Raw genomic sequence first — 20892 nt, 5'->3', positions numbered from 1 at the left:
CGATCGGAAACCAGGTGCACAGCATCTGGTTTTTTTTTGATTCACGGATGACTTGATTGTTATCAATTTCAATATATGGAAGCGGGTGTTAAACTATAGGCAGAGGAGGGGTAAAATGGAAACGATGCAAATAGGGGAAATAAAATTAACATGGTTGAATGGCGGTGTGACACACTTGGATGGCGGTGCGATGTTCGGTGTTGTACCGAAACCGCTTTGGTCCAAGAAGTATCCCGTTAACGAAAACAACCAAATCGAGTTACGTACGGATCCGATTTTGGTGCAGGCGAATGGATTGAATATGCTAATAGACTCCGGTATTGGCAATGGAAAGATGAATGACAAGCAGAAACGCAATTTTGGGGTGACGGAGGAATCCCATCTTGTTGAAGATCTTGGCAGACTTGGGATTCAGCCAAATGATATCGATTACATTTTAATGACCCATCTGCATTTCGATCATGCCTGCGGGTTGACGAAACGTGAAGGTGAAACTTGGGTGCCTGTTTTCGAGCGGGCAGAAATCATCACGACCAAAACGGAATGGGCGGAAATGAAAAACCCGAATATTCGTTCAAAAAGTACATATTGGGCAGAAAACTGGGAGGCTGTCGCTTCTCTTGTACGTCCTTTTGAAGGGGAACAGGAAATTACGGCTGGCATTAAAATGATCCATACAGGGGGGCATAGTGATGGACATGCGATCATCATCATGGAAGATGGCGGGGATAGATTGATCCACATGGCAGATATCATGCCGACGCACGCGCATGCGAATGTCCTTTGGGTTCTTGCTTATGATGATTATCCCATGACTTCCATCGAGGCGAAGGAAAAGTGGATGAAATCCGGACTGGAAAATGGGTCCTGGTATAGCTTTTACCATGATGCCCAATACTGTGCCATCAAATGGGATGCAACGGGTAAGGAGATACTAGCCGAATTGAAACGGAAGCGTTAAGAAGGAAAGCGAAAGGAGGACGTCATCTTGACGGCCCTCCTTTTTTGTTTCAATCATTTTGAGCATTTAGCTCCAATATCGTTCCTGTCGAGGCATCTGCAACAAATTCGAATTGCTCGCGTTTACCCTCTGTATTCCTGGTGATCCCGCCTTTGTACACTTCATAGTCCAAATCGTTTTTTGTATAGTTCTCCGGCTTCATCAAGATCCATGAGCCATATATATTTCCGTCCTTTTTGACTGTTTCCTTCACTTGGGCCAAGACTTTATCGGGAGAAGGTTTACTTGATTGATCCAATAATTGTTTTGTTGCATAGCCAGCAGCAAACCCGGCTGCAGTTCCTAGTAAAAACGTTTTCCAATTCATTGATTTCTCCTCCATTGCATTTTATAAAATCACTTCTTCTAGTATACAGAAGAAGGCTTTATTTGACTAATAATTTGAAATTTTACCCATAAACTGATAAATTAGAACTTTCTAGTGTAACATGATGCTAAGTTTTGTAAAATAGAAAGAAACAATACATAGTTAGGGGTAGAAAAATGAATCATGAGACTTTGGAGCTTTTTAAAACATTGACGGAATTACCGGGAGCCTCGGGAAATGAACATGCAGTTCGGAGTTTCATGAAGAGTGAGTTGGAAAAGTATTCGGATGAAATCGTCCAAGATCGCCTTGGCGGAATATTTGGCGTAAAAAGAGGAAATGAGGAGGGGCCGACCGTCCTGGTTGCCGGGCACATGGATGAAGTGGGATTCATGGTCACATCCGTAACTGAAAATGGAATGATTCGCTTTCAGACCCTAGGTGGCTGGTGGAGCCAAGTGCTTTTGGCCCAAAGAGTCGAGATCATAACCGATAACGGTCCGGTCATTGGTGTCATCGGTTCGATTCCGCCCCATTTGCTTGATGAATCACAACGGTCAAAACCAATGGATATCAAAAATATGCTGATTGATATTGGGGCGGATGATAAGGAAGATGTGAAGAGAATCGGTATTAAGCCCGGTCAGCAGATTGTACCGATATGTCCATTCACGCCGATGGCCAATGAGAAGAAAATCCTCGCAAAAGCGTGGGATAATCGTTATGGCTGCGGGCTTGCGATTGAATTGTTAAAAGATTTAAAAGGTGAAACGCTGCCGAATGTCTTATATTCCGGGGCAACCGTCCAGGAGGAAGTGGGATTACGGGGTGCGCAAACTGCAGCTCATATGATCAAACCGGATCTTTTCTTTGCTTTGGATGCAAGTCCGGCGAACGATATGTCCGGCAGTAAAAGTGAATTTGGCCAGTTGGGAAAAGGGGCACTGCTCCGCATTTTTGATCGTTCGATGGTTACGCATCGCGGCATGAGGGAATTCATCCTTGATACGGCCGAGTCGAATGAGATTCCGTATCAATATTTCGTTTCCCAGGGCGGCACGGATGCAGGGCAAGTCCATATTGCAAACGAAGGCATTCCAAGCGGGGTGATTGGCATTTGTTCCCGCTATATTCATACGCATGCATCCATGATTCATATTGATGATTATGCCGCTGCCCGTGAACTGATAGGGAAATTGGTTCGTTCCTGTGATAAAACGACATTTGAGACCTTGATTAAAAACGGTTGATGGAGGAAGCTGAAATGGAAAGGGATGGTGTCATAATCCTTTTCCATCAGCTTTTTTTACATAGAAGGAAGGTAATTATATTGAAAATAGCAGTAGGCAGTAAGAATCCGGCGAAAGTAAGTGCCGTGCTTGGTGTATATGAAGATGCTGAAACCATTTCGCTTCAAGTGGAGAGCGGGGTCCCGGAACAGCCTTTTTCAGACGAGGAAACGATGGAGGGGGCCATTACACGTGCCCGGAATTGCTTGATTCACAGTGATGCCGATATGGGTATCGGACTTGAAGGCGGTGTCGTGAAAATGGGACAAGCCCTGTTTCTGTGTAATTGGGGTGCAATGGCCACGAGGGACGGTGAGGTCTTTGTAGCTGCCGGAGCGAGAATCCCGGTTCCGGGAATCGTTGCCCGGAAGGTTCTGGACGGTGAAGAGCTGGGCCCGGTGATGGACGCCTTCACAAAGCAAGAGAATATTAGCAAAAAGGAAGGGGCGATCGGCGTATTTACAAATGAGCGAATCACCAGGGGAGAAATGTTCCTTCATATCATGAGGATGCTAGCCGGTCAACACGAATATAAGCTGAAAATGAGAAAGCACGATTTATGAATCACTGTCATGGAAAGGTGCCTTCGAATGGAAACGAACACTGCCAAAACTGAGCAGAATAAGACAGGGTTTTATTGAGCGGTCTTGCTACTATAGTGACAAGGGGTGAGCGGATATGGGGTGGGTTGAATCAATCCAAAAGGCCATCGACTATATCGAGGAGCACTTATTGGAGGACCTTACGATCGAGAGCATTTCCAGGCAGGCGAATGCTTCAGCTTTTCATTTTCAGCGGACCTTCACCATTTTAACGGATATTTCCATCGGTGAATATATCCGGCGTCGAAGACTGACGTTAGCGGCCCAGGAGATATCATCCACGAATGGCAAGGTCATTGATTTAGCCTACAAGTACGGCTATGACACCCCCGAGGCATTCTCAAAAGCTTTTCGAAGGCAGCATGGGGTATCTCCGAGCGAAGCGCGAAAGTATATGGGGAAGCTGAAATTCTATGAACGCCTGATGATACAGGTCATTCTGAAAGGGGCAAAACCGATGAAATACAATATCCTTGAAAGGGATTCCTTTCAATTGATTGGAATCAAGCAAGAGTTTTCCTTGGTTAATGAAGAGAATTTGATCGGGATTCCAAAGTTGTGGGAGAAAGTCAATTCGAATGGAACAGGAGATAGGTTAGCGAAGTTGAACAACGGCCAAATAGATGGCTTGCTTGGTGTATGTGTCGATAAGCGTAATGTGGAAAAAACTGAAACGATGGATTATTGGATAGGTGCAGAGTATTCCGGGAAAGTGCCTGAAGAGTTTTCGGCCCTTACGATACCGGCTTCCAAGTGGGTTGTATTTGAAGTTCACGGACCTATGCCTGATAGCATGCAACAAGCGTGGAAGCGGATTTTTTCCGAATGGTTCCCTACGAGCGGTCATGAACATGCCGGAACTCCTGAATTGGAAGTATACGACATTGCGGATGCTTCAAACCCTGACTATTACTCCGAAATTTGGATTCCGATTAAAAAGGGATAGTATTCAACCATCAAAATCATTCGTTATTCGCTTGCAGGGTTAGGCATCTAATTTGCCCCTGCAAGCTTTTTTATTTGTAAATATGAAATGATCAGCCCTTCATTCTTGTGCTTGATAAGGACAGGAAGATTTACAGCCCTTCTTCAAAAATATAAGAAAGCACCTTCATGGCTTGGTTCACGGATTCGACCGTGACACTCGCCTTTTCCGATAACTCCTTTAAGGCATGGTGATGGGGTTCCGGACGAATCAAAATAAGTGGTTTTCCCAGGGAAATCGCGGTGCTTGCGTCCATGGCAGTATTCCACTGCTTATATTTCTCGCCAAACAGAGCGACGACTAGATCGGCTTTTTTCATCAAAAGACCTGTCCGCAAATTATTGATTTGGGAAGCGGCTGCATCCTTCAGGATAGGGTTCGGCTGTTCCCCCAGGACATCTTCACCGATATTATCGGAGCGTTCATGATTTTCCATCGGGCCGACGAATTCTAATGGAAGCTTCAGTGCAGCAGCCTTATCTCTCAACTCACTTCTCCAATTTGAATGGATTTCCCCAGCAAGATAAACGGTTAACTTCATTGTTTTCCTCCTCGATATTGAAATTGCTTTCATTGTACCATGTTTTTTAGAAAATGGATGAATTCCATAAATAAGGATAATATTATCCATAAGATAGTACAAGAGACGGCTGGAGGAATGACGATGGCTTTATCGAATAAGAATTTCCTTGTTATCCTGTTGATAAGCAGTTTGATCGTAGGCTGCTCAGGAATCGAGAGACAAACCGAAAAGGCAATGAAGGCTGCTGAAGTGGCTTTTCGTGACGATGAAAAACAGCCCAATCAAGAAGCAGGGCTAATTCAGGTCCATCTGCCAAATGATTTTAAAGTAGTGGAAGAACATGATAATAACTTGATTTTACAAAAAAGTGATCAGATTTATATATTATTTGCCAACCCAAATGAAAAAGAAGACAGTTCCGTGTTATATTTGGCAATTAAGGAACAAGGGGATCAATTTGAAGTGCTGCATTCTTTTCAAACTGATGATAAATTCGGCTTTATTTCAATTAAAGAAATACCGAAAGAAAAGTATGAGCTTGCAGTGGGGATCGGCGGGGTGAAACTGACAACGGAAACGGATAAAGACCAATTAAAAACCGATGCAAAACAAATGATGGAAATCGTTTCATCCGTGCCCCAGAAATAAGCTGACCCCTGCCTTTCAACCGATCCGTATTAATGGTTGATTCGCGGAGAGTCTGGTATGATGGGATTATAAAAACTAAGGTGTCATTTAGAGCAGGAGGAATATTCAAATGGAAAAATTACAAACCGTCGAGCAATATGATGCATTGAAAAATGAAGGCAAACATATCTTTCTTTTTTCCGCTACATGGTGTGGAGATTGCCGTGTAATCGAACCGATAATGCCGGAGATAGAAACGAAATTTCCTGACTTTACATTCATTTATGTGGACCGTGATGAATTCATCGATGTGTGTGCGGCTAATGATGTATTCGGTATACCAAGTTTCATCGCCTATGATAATGGTAAAGAGCTAGGCAGATTCGTGAGCAAGGATCGCAAAACGCAAGAACAAATTGAGGAATTCATTCAATCACTATAATCAAAATCCCCTTCTCGTTGGGGGTTTTTCAATGAAGAGGAGGGTCAGTCATGAAAATGGACAGCACGAAGCTGAAAAATATTTTGAAGGAACGTTTAAAAGATGAGGGTCGGACATTCAAATTCGATAGCAAGCAAGATACGTTACGGGTGGAAAATGTGAAGACCGGGAAAGGGATCACCATCGAGTTGCCTCCTGTACTTGCTAACTATGAAAACGTACAGGAAAAGGCCATCGATGAAATTATATATTACGTGGAAGAGGCCCTGAATGTGATGGGGGAAGAACACAGCATGGAAGGCAAGGAGAAATTCATTTTCCCAGTCATCCGCTCGACCTCCTTTCCAATGGAATCGGAAGACGGAAATCCGTTTTTATTCGATGAGCATACAGCTGAAACCCGGGTTTTTTATGCCCTTGATTTAGGTAAAACCTACCGTCTTATAGATGAAAAGATGATTCAACGGGAAAACTGGCAGGGTGACAGGATCCGTGAAATTGCGCTTTTTAATGCCCGTTCCCTCTCCACTGAAATGAAGTCGGATATCGTTGCAGGTAATGCATTTTATTTTTTGAACACGAATGATGGATATGATGCCAGCAGGATCCTGAATGAATCATGGCTTCGGGAAATGAAGGACAAGATCGAGGGAACCATGGCTGTGGCCATTCCCCATCAGGATGTCATCATCATTGCCGATGTGAAGAATGATACGGGCTATGATATTCTGGCGCAAATGGCGATGAGCTTCTTTGCCAGCGGCCATGTTCCGATTACGGCTCTATCATTCCTTTACGAAGAAAATGAGTTGGAGCCCATCTTCATTATGGGAAAAAACAAAAAGCGTGAACAATAATAAAGGGAATCACAAAAGGACCGTGTCAGCATCTGGCAGCGGTCCTTTTAAAGTTTGATAGAGTTTATAATTCTCTTGTAGTTGATATTTATATTTTAATCGGTGATAATATAATTGTAATATTTTGAAAATATGGATAAAACATCGAGCAAGATTGAGGCGCCAAGGAGCAAGTTCCAAAAATATCCCTTGGAGTTAAACCCTCTTTCCGTTTTATCGTCCAATATAAAGTAAGGAATTACGCTGTTTATCCACACTGATATTCAACGGGGCATGATGTATAAATGTCCACGAAAAGCAAAACTGACCAAGGGGGAGAACAATCGTGAACGTGAAAAGCAAATTAATGAACATGCTGGAAGCCCGTAAAGAGGAAATCGTTCAAATCCGCCGTCATTTACACGAGAATCCGGAACTATCCTTCAAAGAAAAGAAAACGGCACAATATATCATTGATTTTTATAAGGGGAAAGGTGTGTCGATACAAACGAATGTAGGAAATGGTTTAGGGATCATCGTAACGATCGAGGGCGGAAAACCTGGGAAAACGATAGGTCTCCGTGCGGATTTCGATGCATTGCCGATTACAGAAGAAGCGGAGGTCCCGTTCCGTTCAAAAAATGAAGGTGTCATGCATGCCTGCGGACACGATGGGCATACCGCTTATTTATTGGTACTGGCAGACTGCATCAACGAGCTGAAAGATTCTCTATCAGGTACGATTAAAATAATCCATCAACATGCAGAAGAGACACCCCCAGGCGGAGCAAAAAGCATGATGGAATCAGGGGCTTTGGATGAACTGGATGCTGTTTTTGGAATCCATTTATTTCCTTCGCACCCAGCAGGGGTTGTCGGGTATCGCGGCGGCTATTCGATGGCTGGACGGACCTATTTCAAGCTGGCGATAAAGGGTGTGGGCGGCCATGGTTCCTCCCCGCATATGGCGAATGATGCCATTGTGGCAGGGGCCCATTTCGTGACAGCCGTCCAAACCGTAATCAGCCGTCGCTTGAACCCTTTTGATATGGGCGTAGTTACAATTGGCTCCTTCGATGGAAAAGGAAGCTTTAATGTCATTAAAGATCGTATAGAAATTGAAGGGGATGTCCGTTATATGACAGCGGAAACCCAACAGCTGATCGATAAGGAAATCCACCGGATCGTCAAAGGGATAGAAACGGAATTCGATGTTCAGTGCGACCTTACATATGTGCCCGATTATCCTCCGCTATATAATGACCCTGAACTGACTGAATTCGTGAAAAATAGCCTGGAAAGCATGAATGACAAAGAGATTAAGGAGGTTGTCGAATTTCCGGTTTTTTCAGGTTCAGAAGATTTTTCGTATTATGCAGAAAAGATACCAGGCTGCTTCTTTTACATTGGCTGTAAACCGAAAGGGGTGGAGAAGGCATACTTCAATCACCATCCTAAATTCGACATTGATGAAGATGCCCTTTTGATCGCTTCCAAATCAGTGGCGCAGGTTGTTTGCCGTTATTATGAATGGAACTAGTCCTTTGGTCTTCGTTTGCAAAAAAAACGGAGAAACCCACAAAACACCGTTCGGTATTAACGAACGGTGTTTTATGGGTTGCGACAGGCAATAGGATTCTGCCGGAGGTTCATGAAGGATGATGCAATGAATTGGCCAGGCTGTTTTCAAGTCAGCATGAAAACTTAATCTCTTTGTAAACGCGATTTAACAGCTGTGTTTTATTTAAATAGTAGACTACGGGCTAATGTTATTTCGTGATGATAGGTTTAAACCCATTGCAGAAGGGGTTTAATAGGGTAGGAGTTCTGCGAAATACGTTAAGGCAGCAAGAATGCGATAAAAAAGTAGATACTAATCCCAATTTAGCTTAAATTTTCTCGATATTTTTAAAATAACTGGTAGAATTAGTTACATAACTACAGATGTAGAAAGAGTGATAGTTTTGAAATGGCTAAATAAGATGAAAAAATGGTTCCAAGCAGAGGAAATTATTGAAATCGAAGAGATTATTATAGATGAACCGCTTGATGAAGAGACATTGAGGAAAATGGATTTTTCGAAGCTTACGAAGTCAAAGAAAGAAGAAATAAAGGTTTACAATCAAAAAGTGGAAAAAATGTCCCAGACGCCAGACCCGGATACGAAAATCCTGTTTCAATATCCAAAAGGCCAGTTCAAGTTTCCGCTCATTCCAGACCGGGAGCAGATTAAAAGAAAACCTAGGGAAAGAAACAGGGAAGACAACGAACCCAAACAGGGGAAGAATGTGACTAAAGAAACAACGAGAAGGCCTGTAAGGGATCCTCAACCAAAACGGAAAAGCTTTGACCGGGAGGAAACTTCAAAAATAGTCCCGTCAAATACCCCATTCCGCCCAACGGAAATCCCATCACCCATTTACGGGTTCCGTCGTCCGGAAAAAAAAATAGTCCCTTCTGAAGAAATTGTTGAATATGAATTGGAAAGCAAGATGCCCATCCTTAAAAAAGAAGAACCCGCTATCGAGATTCCGGTATCGATCCCTGAAATCCCAAAAGGTGCGTCACATGAGGAAATGATGACAGAACCCGCCATTCTTATACCGGAACAAGCGGAAGAAAAAAGGGAAGATACGGAGATACCCGCATTCTTTCGTAGAAATTCCATTGAGTCATTGCCGGAAGACGCGGTAATCGAGCCTAACATGATCGAGCCTAAGGTAGAAAAAGAGGCTATTGAACAGGACCAAGTCGATTTTGGACGCGAAGTCGCTGTATCCATCATCGAACAGGCGGACGACACACGACCTGAAGCGATATCGGTTCAGGGGGAGGCTACTGGACAATCATCCGTTAGTCAAGGGACAATGCCTGAAAGTGACTCATCTGAGGCCATGCCTGAAGTGCAGCCTAAAAGTCCGAAAAAACATATTCCATTTAATGTGATGATGCTTAAGCAAGATCGGGAAAAAAATGGCTTCATGAATAAAATGATAGCGGAAAAAAAAAGCCTTAAATCGGAAAGGGCAGTAGTTTCACCTGATAAACGAGCAATGGATGATGCTGTCCAAACGGAGGCGGGACAAGCGGAACCATCCGCCATTCCCGAACGCAAACCGGATGTAGGCAGAGTTATGCCGAAAGGGGAGAATCCGGACATTACACCTGCCTTTTCGGATACTGAAGCCGCCGCCGAGCCTGAAAATACAATTGAATCGATTATTGGCTCTGACCCTAAGCCGCTTCTAGAACAGGAATCCCCCATTTCTGGAGATGGGTATCAAGAAGCAGTTTTAACAGAGACAGCGGAAAGTGGCCAGGGCAATGCTCTTGAAGTTTTTGATTCCGTGGAAGCGGATGATAATCCATACTATGTGTTTCCGAATATCGAATTGCTGACACCTCCCACTTATGCTGTGCATGATGATGAGTGGCTCGGGGAACAGACTGTATTACTTGATCAGACATTGAAAAATTTCAATGTCCGTGCTAAGGTCGTCAATGTCACCCAAGGACCGGCAGTCACTCGTTTCGAGGTGCATCCGGAGCCGGGAGTGAAGGTGAATAAAGTGACGAACCTGATGGATGACATCAAATTAAGCCTTGCTGCCCAGGATATGAGGATGGAAGCGCCCATTCCGGGTAAACATACAATCGGCATCGAGATTCCGAACAGGAAAAGCAAACCGGTATTTTTGCGTGAGGTTTTGGAAAGTACTGAGTTTCAAGAGCATGAATCACCGCTTGCCGTGGCTTTAGGACTCGATATATCCGGTCAGCCGATTATCACGGATTTGAGAAAGATGCCGCATGGTTTGATAGCCGGGCAAACGGGATCGGGGAAAAGCGTCTGTATCAATACCATGCTGGTCAGCTTGCTGTATAAAGCGACGCCGCAGGAGCTGAAATTACTGTTGATCGATCCGAAAATGGTCGAGCTCGCCCCATATAACCGGATCCCGCATTTGGTCAGTCCAGTCATAACCGATGTAAAAGCCGCTACGGCTGCGTTGAAATGGGCTGTAGAGGAGATGGAACGGCGTTATGAATTGTTTGTACATGCCGGTGTACGTGATATCACCCGCTTTAATGAACAAGCGGAAAAAGCCGGTCAATATTCAAGCAAGCTGCCTTATATCCTGGTGATCATCGATGAGCTTGCGGATCTAATGATGATGTCCCCGGCTGATGTTGAGGAAGCGATTTGCCGGATTGCTCAAAAGGCCCGTGCCTGCGGCATCCATTTGATTGTTGCCACTCAAAGACCTTCAGTCGATGTCATAACTGGATTGATCAAGGCAAATATCCCGACAAGGATCGCTTTTTCGGTTTCTTCACAAGTCGACTCCCGTACAATCATCGATAGCGGCGGTGCAGAAAAACTTTTGGGAAGAGGAGATATGCTATTCGCTGAAAACGGCTCTTCAAAAACGGTGCGCCTGCAAGGGACTTTCGTGAGTGATGAAGAAATCGATCAAGTGGTCAACCATGTTAAACGGGAGCAGCAGCCGAAATACCTGTTTGAACAGGAAGACTTGCTGAACAGGGCCCAGGTCACGGAAGAAGCGGATGAGCTGTTTTTCGAGGCATGTGAATTTGTCGTGAGCCAGCAGGCCGCATCTGCATCGAGCGTCCAACGGCGTTTCCGTGTCGGATATAACCGTGCAGCGCGTCTAATAGAAATGATGGAGCAACAGGGAGTCGTTTCCGAATCCAGGGGCTCAAGGCCCAGGGATGTATTGATTACGGAAGAAGAGCTGGAATTTTTACATGTTAATTAAGAGAACCTAATAAAAGGAAATTGTATATAATGTGAAAGGGTGAAAACCCTTTTTTATCACCTTAATTGAGGGAAAAGCCAATGATTTGATAAATTGGCACCTGCCTGACATGGATGAATGAATAAAAAAGTGATATAATAGTTTTTTGTTGATGAATGATTGAAAATAAAAGTTCGAAAACCTATGAAGAAATTGCGTTACTAACAAGTCTCGTAATGGAAAAACAAATAAAAGATGACGTCATATACTGTCATACAGGTAGACGATTGGTGGAGGTTCGCTTTATGACTGCTTACCATTTTGTGGGAATTAAAGGGTCGGGTATGAGTGCTCTTGCACAAATACTGCATGATATGAATATTGAAGTGCAGGGTTCCGATTACGAAAAAGAATTTTTTACACAATTGGCATTAGAAAAAGCCGGGATTAAAATCCTTCCTTTCAACGAGGAAAATATTCAACCTGGAATGACCATCATTGCAGGAAATGCGTTTCCGGATAGCCATCCGGAAATCTTGAAGGCAAAAGAACTTGATTTGCCGATTATCCGTTATCACCGTTTCCTAGGTGATTTCATGAAAAACTTCATCAGCGTGGCGGTTACGGGAGCGCATGGTAAAACATCGACGACCGGCTTACTTGCCCATGTAATGGGGGGCGCTAAACCGACATCCTTCTTGATTGGGGATGGAACGGGTAAAGGAATCGTGAATTCTGATTACTTCGTATTCGAAGCATGTGAATATCGCCGTCATTTCCTTTCCTATTATCCGGATTATGCAATCATGACGAATATCGATTTTGATCATCCTGATTATTACGCTAATGTCGAAGACGTGTTCGAGGCTTTCCAAACGATGGCCCTTCAAGTCAACAAAGGCATCATTGCGTGCGGGGATGATGAGCATTTACCACATATTCAGGCGAAAGTACCGGTTATTTTTTACGGATTTGCAGAAGGAAATGATTTTCAAGCGAAAAATGTTTCCGTCACTCCGGATGGCACGACTTTTGATGTGCATGTAAGGAATAATTACTATGATACATTCACTATTCCTACTTTTGGAAAGCATAATGTGTTGAATGCACTTGGTGTCATTGCACTTTGTAAATATGAAAACTTGGATACGGAAGCTGTGAAAGCCCAATTGCGGACTTTTGGCGGAGTTAAACGCCGCTTCTCCGAAAAGGAAATCGGAAGTCAGATCATCATTGATGATTATGCACACCATCCGACCGAAATCTCTGCAACTGTGGACTCGGCGCGTCAGAAATATCCAGAGCGTGAAGTTGTTGCTGTATTCCAGCCGCATACTTTCTCGAGAACGCAGGCATTCCTGGATGAATTCGCCGACAGCTTGAATTTGGCCGACAAAGTATACTTATGTGAAATTTTTGGATCTGCTCGTGAACATCAAGGAAAGTTATCGATTGAAGACCTTCAAGATAAGATTCCAGGTGCCGAGCTGATTACGGAGAACACAACATCTATATTGCAAAACCATGATAACAGTGTCGTGTTATTCATGGGTGCGGGGGACATTCAAAAGTTCCAAGCAGCCTATGAGCATTCACTGCAGGTAAAATAAGAAAACGACCATCCGTTAGTAGCGGATCGGTCGTTTTTTTATTGGGTTATTTTAAATTTTCCGGATTTAAATTTTCCAGTTCCGGTAAAACGAAGCGTCCGTCCTTACGTATCAAGACGTCATCAAAATAGATTTCCCCGCCCCCATATTCAGGCCGCTGGATATTGACCAGGTCCCAGTGAATGTCTGAATGGTTTCCGTTAAAGGCATCATCATAGCATTGTCCTGGAGTGAAATGAAAACTTCCATCAATTTTTTCATCAAAGAGGATATCTTGCATCGGATGTAGAATATAAGGATTTACACCAATTGCAAATTCACCAACATATCGTGCGCCTTCATCAGTATCAAAAATTTTGTTGATGCGTTCCGTATCATTCGCAACCGCTTCAACGATTTTTCCATCCTTGAATGTCAACTTCACGTTTTCAAAAGTAAAACCCTGATATGGGGAAGGAGTATTATACGAAATCACTCCATTGATGGAATCTTTAACTGGAGCCGTATATACTTCACCGTCAGGAATGTTCAGCTCACCCGCACATTTGATGGCTTTAATGTCTTTGATGGAGAAGGTTAGATCCGTACCGGGCCCAGTTAAGCGGACCTTATCCGTCTTATCCATCAATTCGACAAGGTTGTCCATTGCTGAGCTCATTTTGCCATAGTCGAGGTTGCAGACTTCGAAATAAAAGTCTTCGAATGCTTCTGTGCTCATCTTGGCTAATTGGGCCATGGAATTTGTCGGGTAGCGAAGTACGACCCATTTTGTTTTTGGCACGCGGATATTTCTATGTACTTTACCGACTGTCTGTCCATGAATCGCCATCTTCTCTGAAGGGACATCGGATTGTTCATTGATATTATCCCCGGCACGAAGCCCGATATAAGCATCCATCTGCTTCATTACGTTTGCTTCAAACTCACCCATCATCTTGTACTGTTCTTCTTTGGCACCCATCAGCAAGGCCCGATCCACTTGATGATCCTTTAACAGGACGAATGGGTAACCACCTGCTGCATAGGCTTCATTCACAAGTGCGTTAACAAGTTCACGCTGCAAACCAAAGTTTTCGATCAAGATTTTTTCACCTTTTTGAAGCTTCACGGAATAATTGATTAAGTTTTTGGCCAATGTACCAATTCTGGGATCTTTCATAAAAAATACCTCCATTGTTTAAATTCGACTTATCTTTTCTATCATACCCGATTTCCTGCCATAAGTGTCACCCATGAATTTCAAGGAGGAACTGGATGCAGACAACAATATTTCCAGATTAGGGTTTGATAGGGTATATTGAAAAAATAAATACGTTTATAATAATAGGGAAGGGGTAATTAATATCTAACAGCTATTAAATAAGTCGATTTTTTTCGGAGGTGTTCCAATGGAGATTATTTTATACGTAAGTGCTGCTGTTGCAGCGATAGCTTTTTTGGTACTCGTTATTTTTCTAACGAAGGTACTGACATCACTTCAAACTACCCTGGACAGTGTGGCCCGGACGCTGACAGGACTAGAGGGCCAAATGCAGGGCATAACGCTCGAAACTACTCAGTTATTACATAAAACGAATACGTTGGCTGAAGATTTGCAGCAAAAGTCAGAAAACCTGAACACGGTGGTGGATGCGGTGAAGGATGTAGGTACATCCATCTCCAGCTTTAATTCTTCCATCCAAAAGGTTTCCCATAAAGTGCAGGCTGAGATTGATAATAATCAAGAAAGAATCTCACAAATTGTACAATGGAGCAATGTAGCCATGGAGATCAGGGACAAATGGAAGTCCAGAAGCAAACAGGCAGCCCCGACCCCGACTGAAAGGGCAGAGATAGAAAGGGAAGCGCTGGAAACAGATAACTTACCTAAAAAAAGGTTTTTACGTTCTAGATCATAAAATCTATTAAATAAAAATGAACTGAAAATTGAAAGGGGAATGTATTATGACTCAAAAAGAATTTCCGACAAAGGACTATCAGAAATCATATGAGGACGAACGCGACTCGATCAATTCTAAGGACTTTATGATTGGCGCCTTGATCGGCGGGATGATCGGAGCGGCTACAGCTTTGTTCATGGCTCCGAAAACAGGCAAGGAATTAAGGAATGACTTCAATGAGCAAGCTAGAAACATTTCCGAGAAAACAGAAAGATTAAGACAAACGGCGATGGAAAAAGGTACAGTCCTTGCTGATACCGCAAAAGAAAAAACAAGCTCCGTCACGGAAATCGTTTCCAATAAATCTTCGAATATCGTCAACAAAGTGAAGAGCCTGAAAACAGGAAAAGAAAACGGCGACGCTGCTGATGATACAACGAATTCAAGCAATAAGGATATTGATGTAACCGGAACTACCGATGCTCCTATCGTATCCGTCGAAACGAACTTCGCTAACAGCAATGATTCGGAAAATAATCCTGCAGATCCCACAAGCGGAAACAAGAATGCGGCAAAATTAAAACTTGATGAAGCGAAAAAGGCATTTGATGAAACGGAGAGTAAACTAAAGAATTAAACTCCCTGGCTTCCTTTAATGGGAATGAAGAGTCATTAAGGGACGAAGAATAAGGCGGTGAAGTGCTTCGATGGCTTCATCGCCTTTTTGATGGTAAAATTTATATGACAAGGAAAGGAGACTGCTATATGGTCATGAGCAAAATCGAAACAGAAGAACAATTCAATGAGCTGCTAAAAGAGGATACATTCCTGCTTTTCAAGCATAGCGTAACATGCCCTGTCAGCGCTGAAGCATTTGAACAATACGAGAGGTACATCTTAGAGAACGAACAACTTAAAACGGCCTATTTGGCCGTCCAGGAAGCTCGTCCACTATCCAATTATGTGGCAGAAACCTTTGAGGTCAAACATCAATCACCTCAGGCCATCCTTTTTAAAAATGGAAAACCTGTCTGGAATGAATCTCATTGGCGGATTACATATGATTCATTGAGCAAGGCCGTTACAGAATGAATGGAAGGCCGGATCCCTTTGGTAAGGGTTCCGGCCTTTTATTATTCCATTGATTGGCGGGCCTAAGGATGTTAATCCTGGGGAAACCTTATCTAGGGAGGCCCTTCCTGTTCATTTCGCTAGGCAAAGTTTCTTTACTCAATTCTGGATGGGTCCAGAGTGGCAGAAGATTTAAGCTTTGTCCCATGCTTTTAAGAAAAATGATCAATTAAATGATAGCTTTCCTGTTCTATTTCCAATATAATTCCTACAACGGATCTGTTTCAATATTCAGTCTAAATTGTTTTTCTGGCATGAGAGGCACCTGGATGTATGCATTTATAACTTTAATGCTTAAAAGCGTTTAATTATTAAAGAAAAATATAGTGACATTTTTGGACACTTCATTTATAATTGATTTTAATCATACATGAAATATTCTAAATTTTTCATTGATAAAACAATCGGGGTGGATGCTCAAGGGTCCGGAAGGGTTTTTTGTTTGAGTCCGCTGAACCGATTTCTATTTTAAAAAACGAAGGGATGGATTTGTAATGAGCAACAAAGAGCTTGATGGACTTCGTAATCAACTGGATGATGTGAACCTTCAGTTATTACATCTTATTAATCAACGTGCTGAACTTGTACAGGAAATTGGTCGCGTTAAAGAAAAACAAGGTGTAAACCGTTACGATCCGGTCCGTGAAAGAACAATGCTGGATCTTATCGAAGCCAATAACCAAGGACCGCTTGATCTTGGTTCGATTAAACATATTTTCAAAGAAATCTTTAAATTGGGCTTGGAGCTGCAAAAGGATGATCAGAAGAAAACGCTTCTTGTATCAAGAAAACAAAAAGCTGAAGACACGATCATCGACATCAAGGGTGAATTGGTAGGTAACGGGATCCCTAGCTTCGTTTTCGGACCATGTGCCGTTGAATCTTATGAACAGACAGCTGCGGTGGCGGAAGTCATTAAAGCTAAAGGCTTGAAATTGATGCGCGGCGGTGCATTTAAGCCACGTACATCTCCATATGACTTCCAAGGGCTTGGTTTGGAAGGTTTACAAATACTTAAACGCGTTGCTGATGAATACGGCTTGGCTGTCATCAGTGAAATCGTGAGTGCCAATGATATTGAAGCGGCGACCGATCATATCGATGTCATCCAAATCGGGGCGCGCAACATGCAGAACTTCGACTTGCTAAAAGCGGCAGGTGCAGTAAATAAACCAGTTCTGTTAAAACGCGGACTGGCTGCAACGATTGAAGAGTTCATTCATGCAGCGGAATACATCATGTCGCAGGGCAATGGCAACATCATCCTTTGTGAACGTGGTATCCGCACTTACGAAAAAGCAACTAGAAATACACTTGATATCTCTGCTGTACCGATCTTAAAACAAGAAACACATTTACCGGTCATGGTTGATGTGACGCATTCAACTGGACGTCGCGATCTATTGCTGCCTACGGCTAAAGCGGCACTTGCAATCGGTGCTGACGGTGTTATGGCTGAAGTGCATCCGGATCCTTCCGTTGCTCTATCGGATTCTGCACAGCAAATGGACTTCAAACAATTTGATGAATTCTACGATGAAATTAAACGTTTGAACTGGGTAACTGTTTAAGCTAAGAATGTCTTTAATTGATCTACTTACGGCCCTTACCAACTTGGCAAGGGCTTTTTTTAATGGTAAAATACTAGTTTTTGCAGAAAAACCTTCGAAATAAGCACTATTGGATTGCAGGAAAGATTCGACTATCGTATGATAAATAACAAGAATGAGAACTGTTCGGAAGATTGAGTCATACATAAAGTGTTATCTATGTGAATTTTATACTTGAATAGGGTATTGAATATTTGACTGAGAAGAGAGTAGGACTGCCTTTTTGTTAGGCAGATCGTTCCTAAAATAATCTTCCTTATAGAGAAAAACGCATAAAAGATTTTTTTCCGAAATAATTCGGGTCTTTTATGGGGAAAATGAAAGAAATGGAGGAATGGATGAATGAATAATATAACCATTTATGATGTGGCACGTGAGGCGAATGTATCCATGGCCACCGTTTCCCGCGTAGTTAACGGGAATCCAAATGTAAAGCCTGCAACAAGGAAGAAAGTTTCCGATGTGATTGAAAAGTTAGGGTACCGTCCGAATGCAGTGGCAAGGGGACTTGCCTCAAAGAAAACGACTACTGTCGGGGTCATCATCCCGGATATCTCGAGCATCTTTTTTGCCGAATTGGCACGGGGCATAGAAGATATAGCCACCATGTATAAATACAATATCATTCTAAGCAGTTCAGATGAGAATATAGATAAGGAATTCCATTTGCTGAATACGATGCTTGGAAAACAAGTGGATGGCATCGTATTCATGGGCGGCAACATTTCTGATGAGCATGTCAAAGAGTTTACGAATTCACCGGTTCCGATCGTTCTGGCAGGTTCGGTGGATGAAAGCGGGCAAGTTCCATCTGTTAATATTGATTATGAAGCGGCGGCATTTGACGCAGTGACCTTCTTTGCTAATAAAGGCCACAAGCATATCGCGTTTGTAAGCGGAAACCCTTCCGCGCTGATTAATGAAATGAAACTGACTGGATATAAACGAGGATTGAAAGAAGCTGGTCTTTCATTTGATGAAAGGTATATTGTTGAAGGTGATTATACATATGATTCAGGAATTGAATCTTTTGAAAAGTACCTGGAAGTTGAAGACAGGCCGACGGCATTCATCGCCGGTGCTGATGAAATGGCGCTTGGTATTGTCCATGCCGCACAGGATAAAGGGTATAATGTGCCGGAAGACTTTGAAGTGATCAGCTTCGATAATACGAGATTGACATTGATGGTGCGTCCGCAAATCACGACGATCGTTCAACCTTTATATGATATTGGTGCGGTTGCGATGAGGCTTCTTACAAAGTTGATGAATAAAGAACAAGTGGAGGAAGGTCTTGAAAAAGTGATCCTCCCGCATCGGATTGAAAACCGTCAATCAACGAAATAAACTGGTTTGGAGAGTGTCCCGAGGGCACTCTCTTTTTGTCTCTCAAATGTTTGACCGAACAAAAAAGATCGTTTTTCAACGATCTTTTGGTTAACTTTGTCCATTGCTTTTCGATGTTTGCTTGGAAGACCTGATGGGATAAAGGGCCTTTTCAAGCGTCAGGGCATTCTTCTCGGTAATTTCAGGCTTTCTCGGAATAGGTTCGTATATATCTTCCATGTCATCCCATTCAGTCGGTAGGGGAACAGGGGACTCAGGCTGCCAGAAATCGAGCCATTCCTTTGATAGGGGACCTGAAATATCATTATCCGTCATTTCAAGCCAGACCCTCGCCCATGCCCTCGGGACGACGCGCCATATATCATATCCGCCGCCTCCTACTGCAATCCACCGTCCATCGCAATACTTATGGGCCATTTCATGGGCCAACTTTGGTATTTCCCTAAAAATCTTCATGGTCGCAGATAAATGGGTAAGCGGATCGTAATAATGGGAATCGGCTCCGTTTTGCGTTAATATGACATCCGGTTTGAAGTATTCAATGACCTCTTTAAAGGAAGCCCTATAGCATTCGAGCCAGGATTCATCTTCAGTGAACGCATCGACCGGGATGTTGAATGAATAGCCGTAGCCTTTTCCTTGGCCCCGCTCGTTAATCGTGCCGGTGCCGGGAAATAAGTAGCGTCCCGTTTCATGAATGGATAGGGTGCATACATCAGGGTCATCATAAAATGACCATTGGACTCCGTCACCATGATGTGCATCGGTATCGACATACAAGACACGCGCCCCATATTTCTTTTGCAGGTATTTAATCGCGACCGAACTATCATTATAAATGCAAAAGCCCGAGGCTTTCCCGCGGAAACCGTGATGCAGGCCACCGCCAAGATTAAGTGCGTGCAGGGATTGACCGGTCATGACGGCATCCACAGCCGTCAAGGTACCGCCTACAAGCAAGGCGCTTGCTTCGTGCATATTGGGGAAGATAGGGGTATCCTCTGTTCCCAGTCCATAATTTACTGCCTTTTCAGGGGGGAGCTTTCCGTGGCCCGCTAATCTGACAGCGTTTACATAATGGTGATCATGGATCAGTTCCAATTCTGCATCCGTAGCCATTCTGGGCTTGATAATTTGATCATCATTGATGGCATGGTGTTTTTTTAATAAATCAAGCGTGAGTTTAAGCCGTTTTTGATTGAATGGATGATCATCGTTGAATTTGTAGGTAAGGAGTTCATCCGAATAGACGAAAAGGGATGTATCATTCATGTGAAATCCCCGGTAGATTAGGCCATAAAACGGTATAGCCTTCTTTCTTCAAATCCTCCACCACCATAAATGGATTCATCGTCTGTACACGAATTACAAGAATTTTATAATCAGTTCCATTTTTTTCAGGATAAACAAGGGTGCTCAGGATATTCGTATTGCGCCTTTTGAAAATATGGGCAATATCATGAAGGGAACCTGCCTTATCCGGGATTCTGATTTCGATTTGGGAACCGGGCTGATTGACTCCTGTCAACTCAACGTATGAATGAAGTAAATCAGAACCGGTAATGATGCCCACTAACTTCCTGCCCTTTACGATTGGAAGGCAGCTGATATTGTTATCACAAAAAACAGCCCCGATTTCTTCCACGAAATCAAGCGGGTGCCCCGTGATTATTTCCGTTTTCATGATGCTTGATAATGGTTTTTGTAAATCATTTTTGTATTCTTCGGTACGGAAAATAGAAGGGGCAGCATCCCGAATATCACGGTCGCTGACTAATCCCACAAGTTGAAAGCTGTCATCGACAATCGGTATATGGCGAATTCGTTTCTCCCTGATGATCAAGACAGCGCTATGGATGGTATCCGTTGGAGTGAGGGTGATGACATCCTCATTCATTATTGTTTCAACAATCATTTTCCTT

General features: G+C 43.2%; 20 protein-coding genes. 15 read left to right on the top strand and 5 right to left on the bottom strand.

Annotated features, from left to right (window positions below):
* Window positions 1-115: 115 nt before the first annotated feature.
* On the top strand, window positions 116-961 hold the full coding sequence (locus J7I96_RS21120; RefSeq protein ID WP_214770933.1) for a YtnP family quorum-quenching lactonase: 846 nt from the start codon (window positions 116-118) through the stop codon (window positions 959-961).
* Window positions 962-1010: 49 nt separating this feature from the next.
* Here J7I96_RS21120 and J7I96_RS21115 read toward each other — a convergent pair whose 3' ends face one another.
* Window positions 1011-1328: a PepSY domain-containing protein gene (locus tag J7I96_RS21115; RefSeq protein WP_076364628.1), complete on the bottom strand. Its 318-nt coding sequence runs from the start codon at window positions 1326-1328 to the stop codon at window positions 1011-1013.
* 176 nt (window positions 1329-1504) lie between these two features.
* On the opposite strand from J7I96_RS21115, the gene J7I96_RS21110 reads away from it, so the two are divergent.
* The 3 genes from J7I96_RS21110 to J7I96_RS21100 all read left to right on the top strand — a co-directional run bounded on the left by J7I96_RS21110 (window position 1505) and on the right by J7I96_RS21100 (window position 4165).
* Window positions 1505-2578 (top strand): M42 family metallopeptidase, encoded by a 1074-nt coding sequence (locus J7I96_RS21110; protein WP_214924418.1) that lies wholly within the window; start codon window positions 1505-1507, stop codon window positions 2576-2578.
* 80 nt (window positions 2579-2658) lie between these two features.
* Window positions 2659-3180, top strand: coding sequence for a DUF84 family protein (locus J7I96_RS21105; protein ID WP_214771341.1), 522 nt, complete (start codon window positions 2659-2661; stop codon window positions 3178-3180).
* A gap of 115 nt (window positions 3181-3295) precedes the next feature.
* On the top strand, window positions 3296-4165 hold the full coding sequence (locus J7I96_RS21100; protein ID WP_214924416.1) for an AraC family transcriptional regulator: 870 nt from the start codon (window positions 3296-3298) through the stop codon (window positions 4163-4165).
* Window positions 4166-4295: 130 nt separating this feature from the next.
* On the opposite strand, the gene J7I96_RS21095 is transcribed toward J7I96_RS21100, so the two are convergent.
* Window positions 4296-4745 carry a YtoQ family protein gene (locus J7I96_RS21095; protein WP_214770941.1) on the bottom strand — a complete coding sequence of 150 codons (450 nt, stop codon included), beginning with the start codon at window positions 4743-4745 and terminating at the stop codon, window positions 4296-4298.
* A 123-nt stretch (window positions 4746-4868) separates the two neighbouring features.
* On the opposite strand from J7I96_RS21095, the gene J7I96_RS21090 reads away from it, so the two are divergent.
* The 6 genes from J7I96_RS21090 (at window position 4869) to murC (ending at window position 13002) form a co-directional block, all read left to right on the top strand.
* Entirely contained in the window at window positions 4869-5375 is a 507-nt protein-coding gene (locus J7I96_RS21090) for a hypothetical protein (RefSeq protein ID WP_214924414.1), read from the top strand.
* 109 nt (window positions 5376-5484) lie between these two features.
* Complete coding sequence (locus J7I96_RS21085) at window positions 5485-5796, top strand: thioredoxin family protein (protein WP_034309264.1); 312 nt, start codon at window positions 5485-5487, stop codon at window positions 5794-5796.
* A 50-nt stretch (window positions 5797-5846) separates the two neighbouring features.
* On the top strand, window positions 5847-6653 hold the full coding sequence (locus J7I96_RS21080) for a DUF1444 domain-containing protein (RefSeq protein ID WP_214770948.1): 807 nt from the start codon (window positions 5847-5849) through the stop codon (window positions 6651-6653).
* Window positions 6654-6984: 331 nt separating this feature from the next.
* Window positions 6985-8172: an amidohydrolase gene (locus tag J7I96_RS21075; RefSeq protein WP_214924964.1), complete on the top strand. Its 1188-nt coding sequence runs from the start codon at window positions 6985-6987 to the stop codon at window positions 8170-8172.
* Window positions 8173-8596: 424 nt separating this feature from the next.
* A complete protein-coding gene (locus J7I96_RS21070; RefSeq protein ID WP_396020123.1) occupies window positions 8597-11413 on the top strand; it encodes a DNA translocase FtsK in 2817 nt (938 codons plus the stop codon).
* 284 nt (window positions 11414-11697) lie between these two features.
* Complete coding sequence (gene murC, locus J7I96_RS21065) at window positions 11698-13002, top strand: UDP-N-acetylmuramate--L-alanine ligase (RefSeq protein WP_034309255.1); 1305 nt, start codon at window positions 11698-11700, stop codon at window positions 13000-13002.
* A gap of 46 nt (window positions 13003-13048) precedes the next feature.
* Here the strand turns inward: murC and J7I96_RS21060 are convergent, their stop codons facing one another.
* Window positions 13049-14161, bottom strand: coding sequence for an aminopeptidase (locus J7I96_RS21060; RefSeq protein WP_214770950.1), 1113 nt, complete (start codon window positions 14159-14161; stop codon window positions 13049-13051).
* Window positions 14162-14390: 229 nt separating this feature from the next.
* Between J7I96_RS21060 and J7I96_RS21055 the strand changes: the two genes are divergently transcribed.
* The 5 genes from J7I96_RS21055 (at window position 14391) to ccpA (ending at window position 18970) form a co-directional block, all read left to right on the top strand.
* Window positions 14391-14900 (top strand): DUF948 domain-containing protein, encoded by a 510-nt coding sequence (locus J7I96_RS21055; RefSeq protein ID WP_214770952.1) that lies wholly within the window; start codon window positions 14391-14393, stop codon window positions 14898-14900.
* Between the two features lie 46 nt (window positions 14901-14946).
* Window positions 14947-15519 carry a YtxH domain-containing protein gene (locus J7I96_RS21050; RefSeq protein WP_053535945.1) on the top strand — a complete coding sequence of 191 codons (573 nt, stop codon included), beginning with the start codon at window positions 14947-14949 and terminating at the stop codon, window positions 15517-15519.
* Between the two features lie 128 nt (window positions 15520-15647).
* Window positions 15648-15974, top strand: coding sequence for a bacillithiol system redox-active protein YtxJ (gene ytxJ, locus J7I96_RS21045; RefSeq protein ID WP_214924413.1), 327 nt, complete (start codon window positions 15648-15650; stop codon window positions 15972-15974).
* 533 nt (window positions 15975-16507) lie between these two features.
* A complete protein-coding gene (locus J7I96_RS21040; protein WP_214924411.1) occupies window positions 16508-17584 on the top strand; it encodes a bifunctional 3-deoxy-7-phosphoheptulonate synthase/chorismate mutase in 1077 nt (358 codons plus the stop codon).
* A gap of 381 nt (window positions 17585-17965) precedes the next feature.
* The gene (ccpA, locus tag J7I96_RS21035; protein ID WP_048682265.1) at window positions 17966-18970 is read left to right on the top strand and encodes a catabolite control protein A; all 1005 of its coding nucleotides are present in this window, start codon (window positions 17966-17968) and stop codon (window positions 18968-18970) included.
* A 90-nt stretch (window positions 18971-19060) separates the two neighbouring features.
* On the opposite strand, the gene J7I96_RS21030 is transcribed toward ccpA, so the two are convergent.
* Together J7I96_RS21030 and J7I96_RS21025 are read right to left on the bottom strand one after the other, a co-directional pair.
* The gene (locus tag J7I96_RS21030) at window positions 19061-20242 is read right to left on the bottom strand and encodes an acetoin utilization protein AcuC (RefSeq protein ID WP_214770954.1); all 1182 of its coding nucleotides are present in this window, start codon (window positions 20240-20242) and stop codon (window positions 19061-19063) included.
* A complete protein-coding gene (locus J7I96_RS21025) occupies window positions 20235-20885 on the bottom strand; it encodes an acetoin utilization AcuB family protein (RefSeq protein ID WP_214770956.1) in 651 nt (216 codons plus the stop codon). The genes J7I96_RS21030 and J7I96_RS21025 overlap by 8 nt, the downstream gene beginning before the upstream one ends.
* Window positions 20886-20892 lie beyond the last annotated feature (7 nt).

The organism is Bacillus sp. ISL-78, assembly GCF_018613455.1.
Taxonomy (GTDB): domain Bacteria; phylum Bacillota; class Bacilli; order Bacillales; family DSM-1321; genus Peribacillus; species Peribacillus frigoritolerans.
This window is presented reverse-complemented; position numbering and strand designations above follow the sequence as displayed.

What these genes read in the sequence shown, in the direction of transcription:
- J7I96_RS21120 (WP_214770933.1), top strand. Translation starts at nt 116, where the DNA reads ATGGAAACGATGCAAATAGGGGAAATAAAATTAACATGGTTGAATGGC.
- J7I96_RS21060 (WP_214770950.1), bottom strand. Translation starts at nt 14,161, where the DNA reads ATGAAAGATCCCAGAATTGGTACATTGGCCAAAAACTTAATCAATTAT.
- J7I96_RS21025 (WP_214770956.1), bottom strand. Translation starts at nt 20,885, where the DNA reads ATGATTGTTGAAACAATAATGAATGAGGATGTCATCACCCTCACTCCA.
- J7I96_RS21115 (WP_076364628.1), bottom strand. Translation starts at nt 1,328, where the DNA reads ATGAATTGGAAAACGTTTTTACTAGGAACTGCAGCCGGGTTTGCTGCT.
- J7I96_RS21085 (WP_034309264.1), top strand. Translation starts at nt 5,485, where the DNA reads ATGGAAAAATTACAAACCGTCGAGCAATATGATGCATTGAAAAATGAA.
- ytxJ (WP_214924413.1), top strand. Translation starts at nt 15,648, where the DNA reads ATGGTCATGAGCAAAATCGAAACAGAAGAACAATTCAATGAGCTGCTA.
- J7I96_RS21055 (WP_214770952.1), top strand. Translation starts at nt 14,391, where the DNA reads ATGGAGATTATTTTATACGTAAGTGCTGCTGTTGCAGCGATAGCTTTT.
- J7I96_RS21080 (WP_214770948.1), top strand. Translation starts at nt 5,847, where the DNA reads ATGAAAATGGACAGCACGAAGCTGAAAAATATTTTGAAGGAACGTTTA.
- J7I96_RS21090 (WP_214924414.1), top strand. Translation starts at nt 4,869, where the DNA reads ATGGCTTTATCGAATAAGAATTTCCTTGTTATCCTGTTGATAAGCAGT.
- J7I96_RS21100 (WP_214924416.1), top strand. Translation starts at nt 3,296, where the DNA reads ATGGGGTGGGTTGAATCAATCCAAAAGGCCATCGACTATATCGAGGAG.
- J7I96_RS21040 (WP_214924411.1), top strand. Translation starts at nt 16,508, where the DNA reads ATGAGCAACAAAGAGCTTGATGGACTTCGTAATCAACTGGATGATGTG.
- J7I96_RS21110 (WP_214924418.1), top strand. Translation starts at nt 1,505, where the DNA reads ATGAATCATGAGACTTTGGAGCTTTTTAAAACATTGACGGAATTACCG.
- ccpA (WP_048682265.1), top strand. Translation starts at nt 17,966, where the DNA reads ATGAATAATATAACCATTTATGATGTGGCACGTGAGGCGAATGTATCC.
- murC (WP_034309255.1), top strand. Translation starts at nt 11,698, where the DNA reads ATGACTGCTTACCATTTTGTGGGAATTAAAGGGTCGGGTATGAGTGCT.
- J7I96_RS21095 (WP_214770941.1), bottom strand. Translation starts at nt 4,745, where the DNA reads ATGAAGTTAACCGTTTATCTTGCTGGGGAAATCCATTCAAATTGGAGA.
- J7I96_RS21030 (WP_214770954.1), bottom strand. Translation starts at nt 20,242, where the DNA reads ATGAATGATACATCCCTTTTCGTCTATTCGGATGAACTCCTTACCTAC.
- J7I96_RS21050 (WP_053535945.1), top strand. Translation starts at nt 14,947, where the DNA reads ATGACTCAAAAAGAATTTCCGACAAAGGACTATCAGAAATCATATGAG.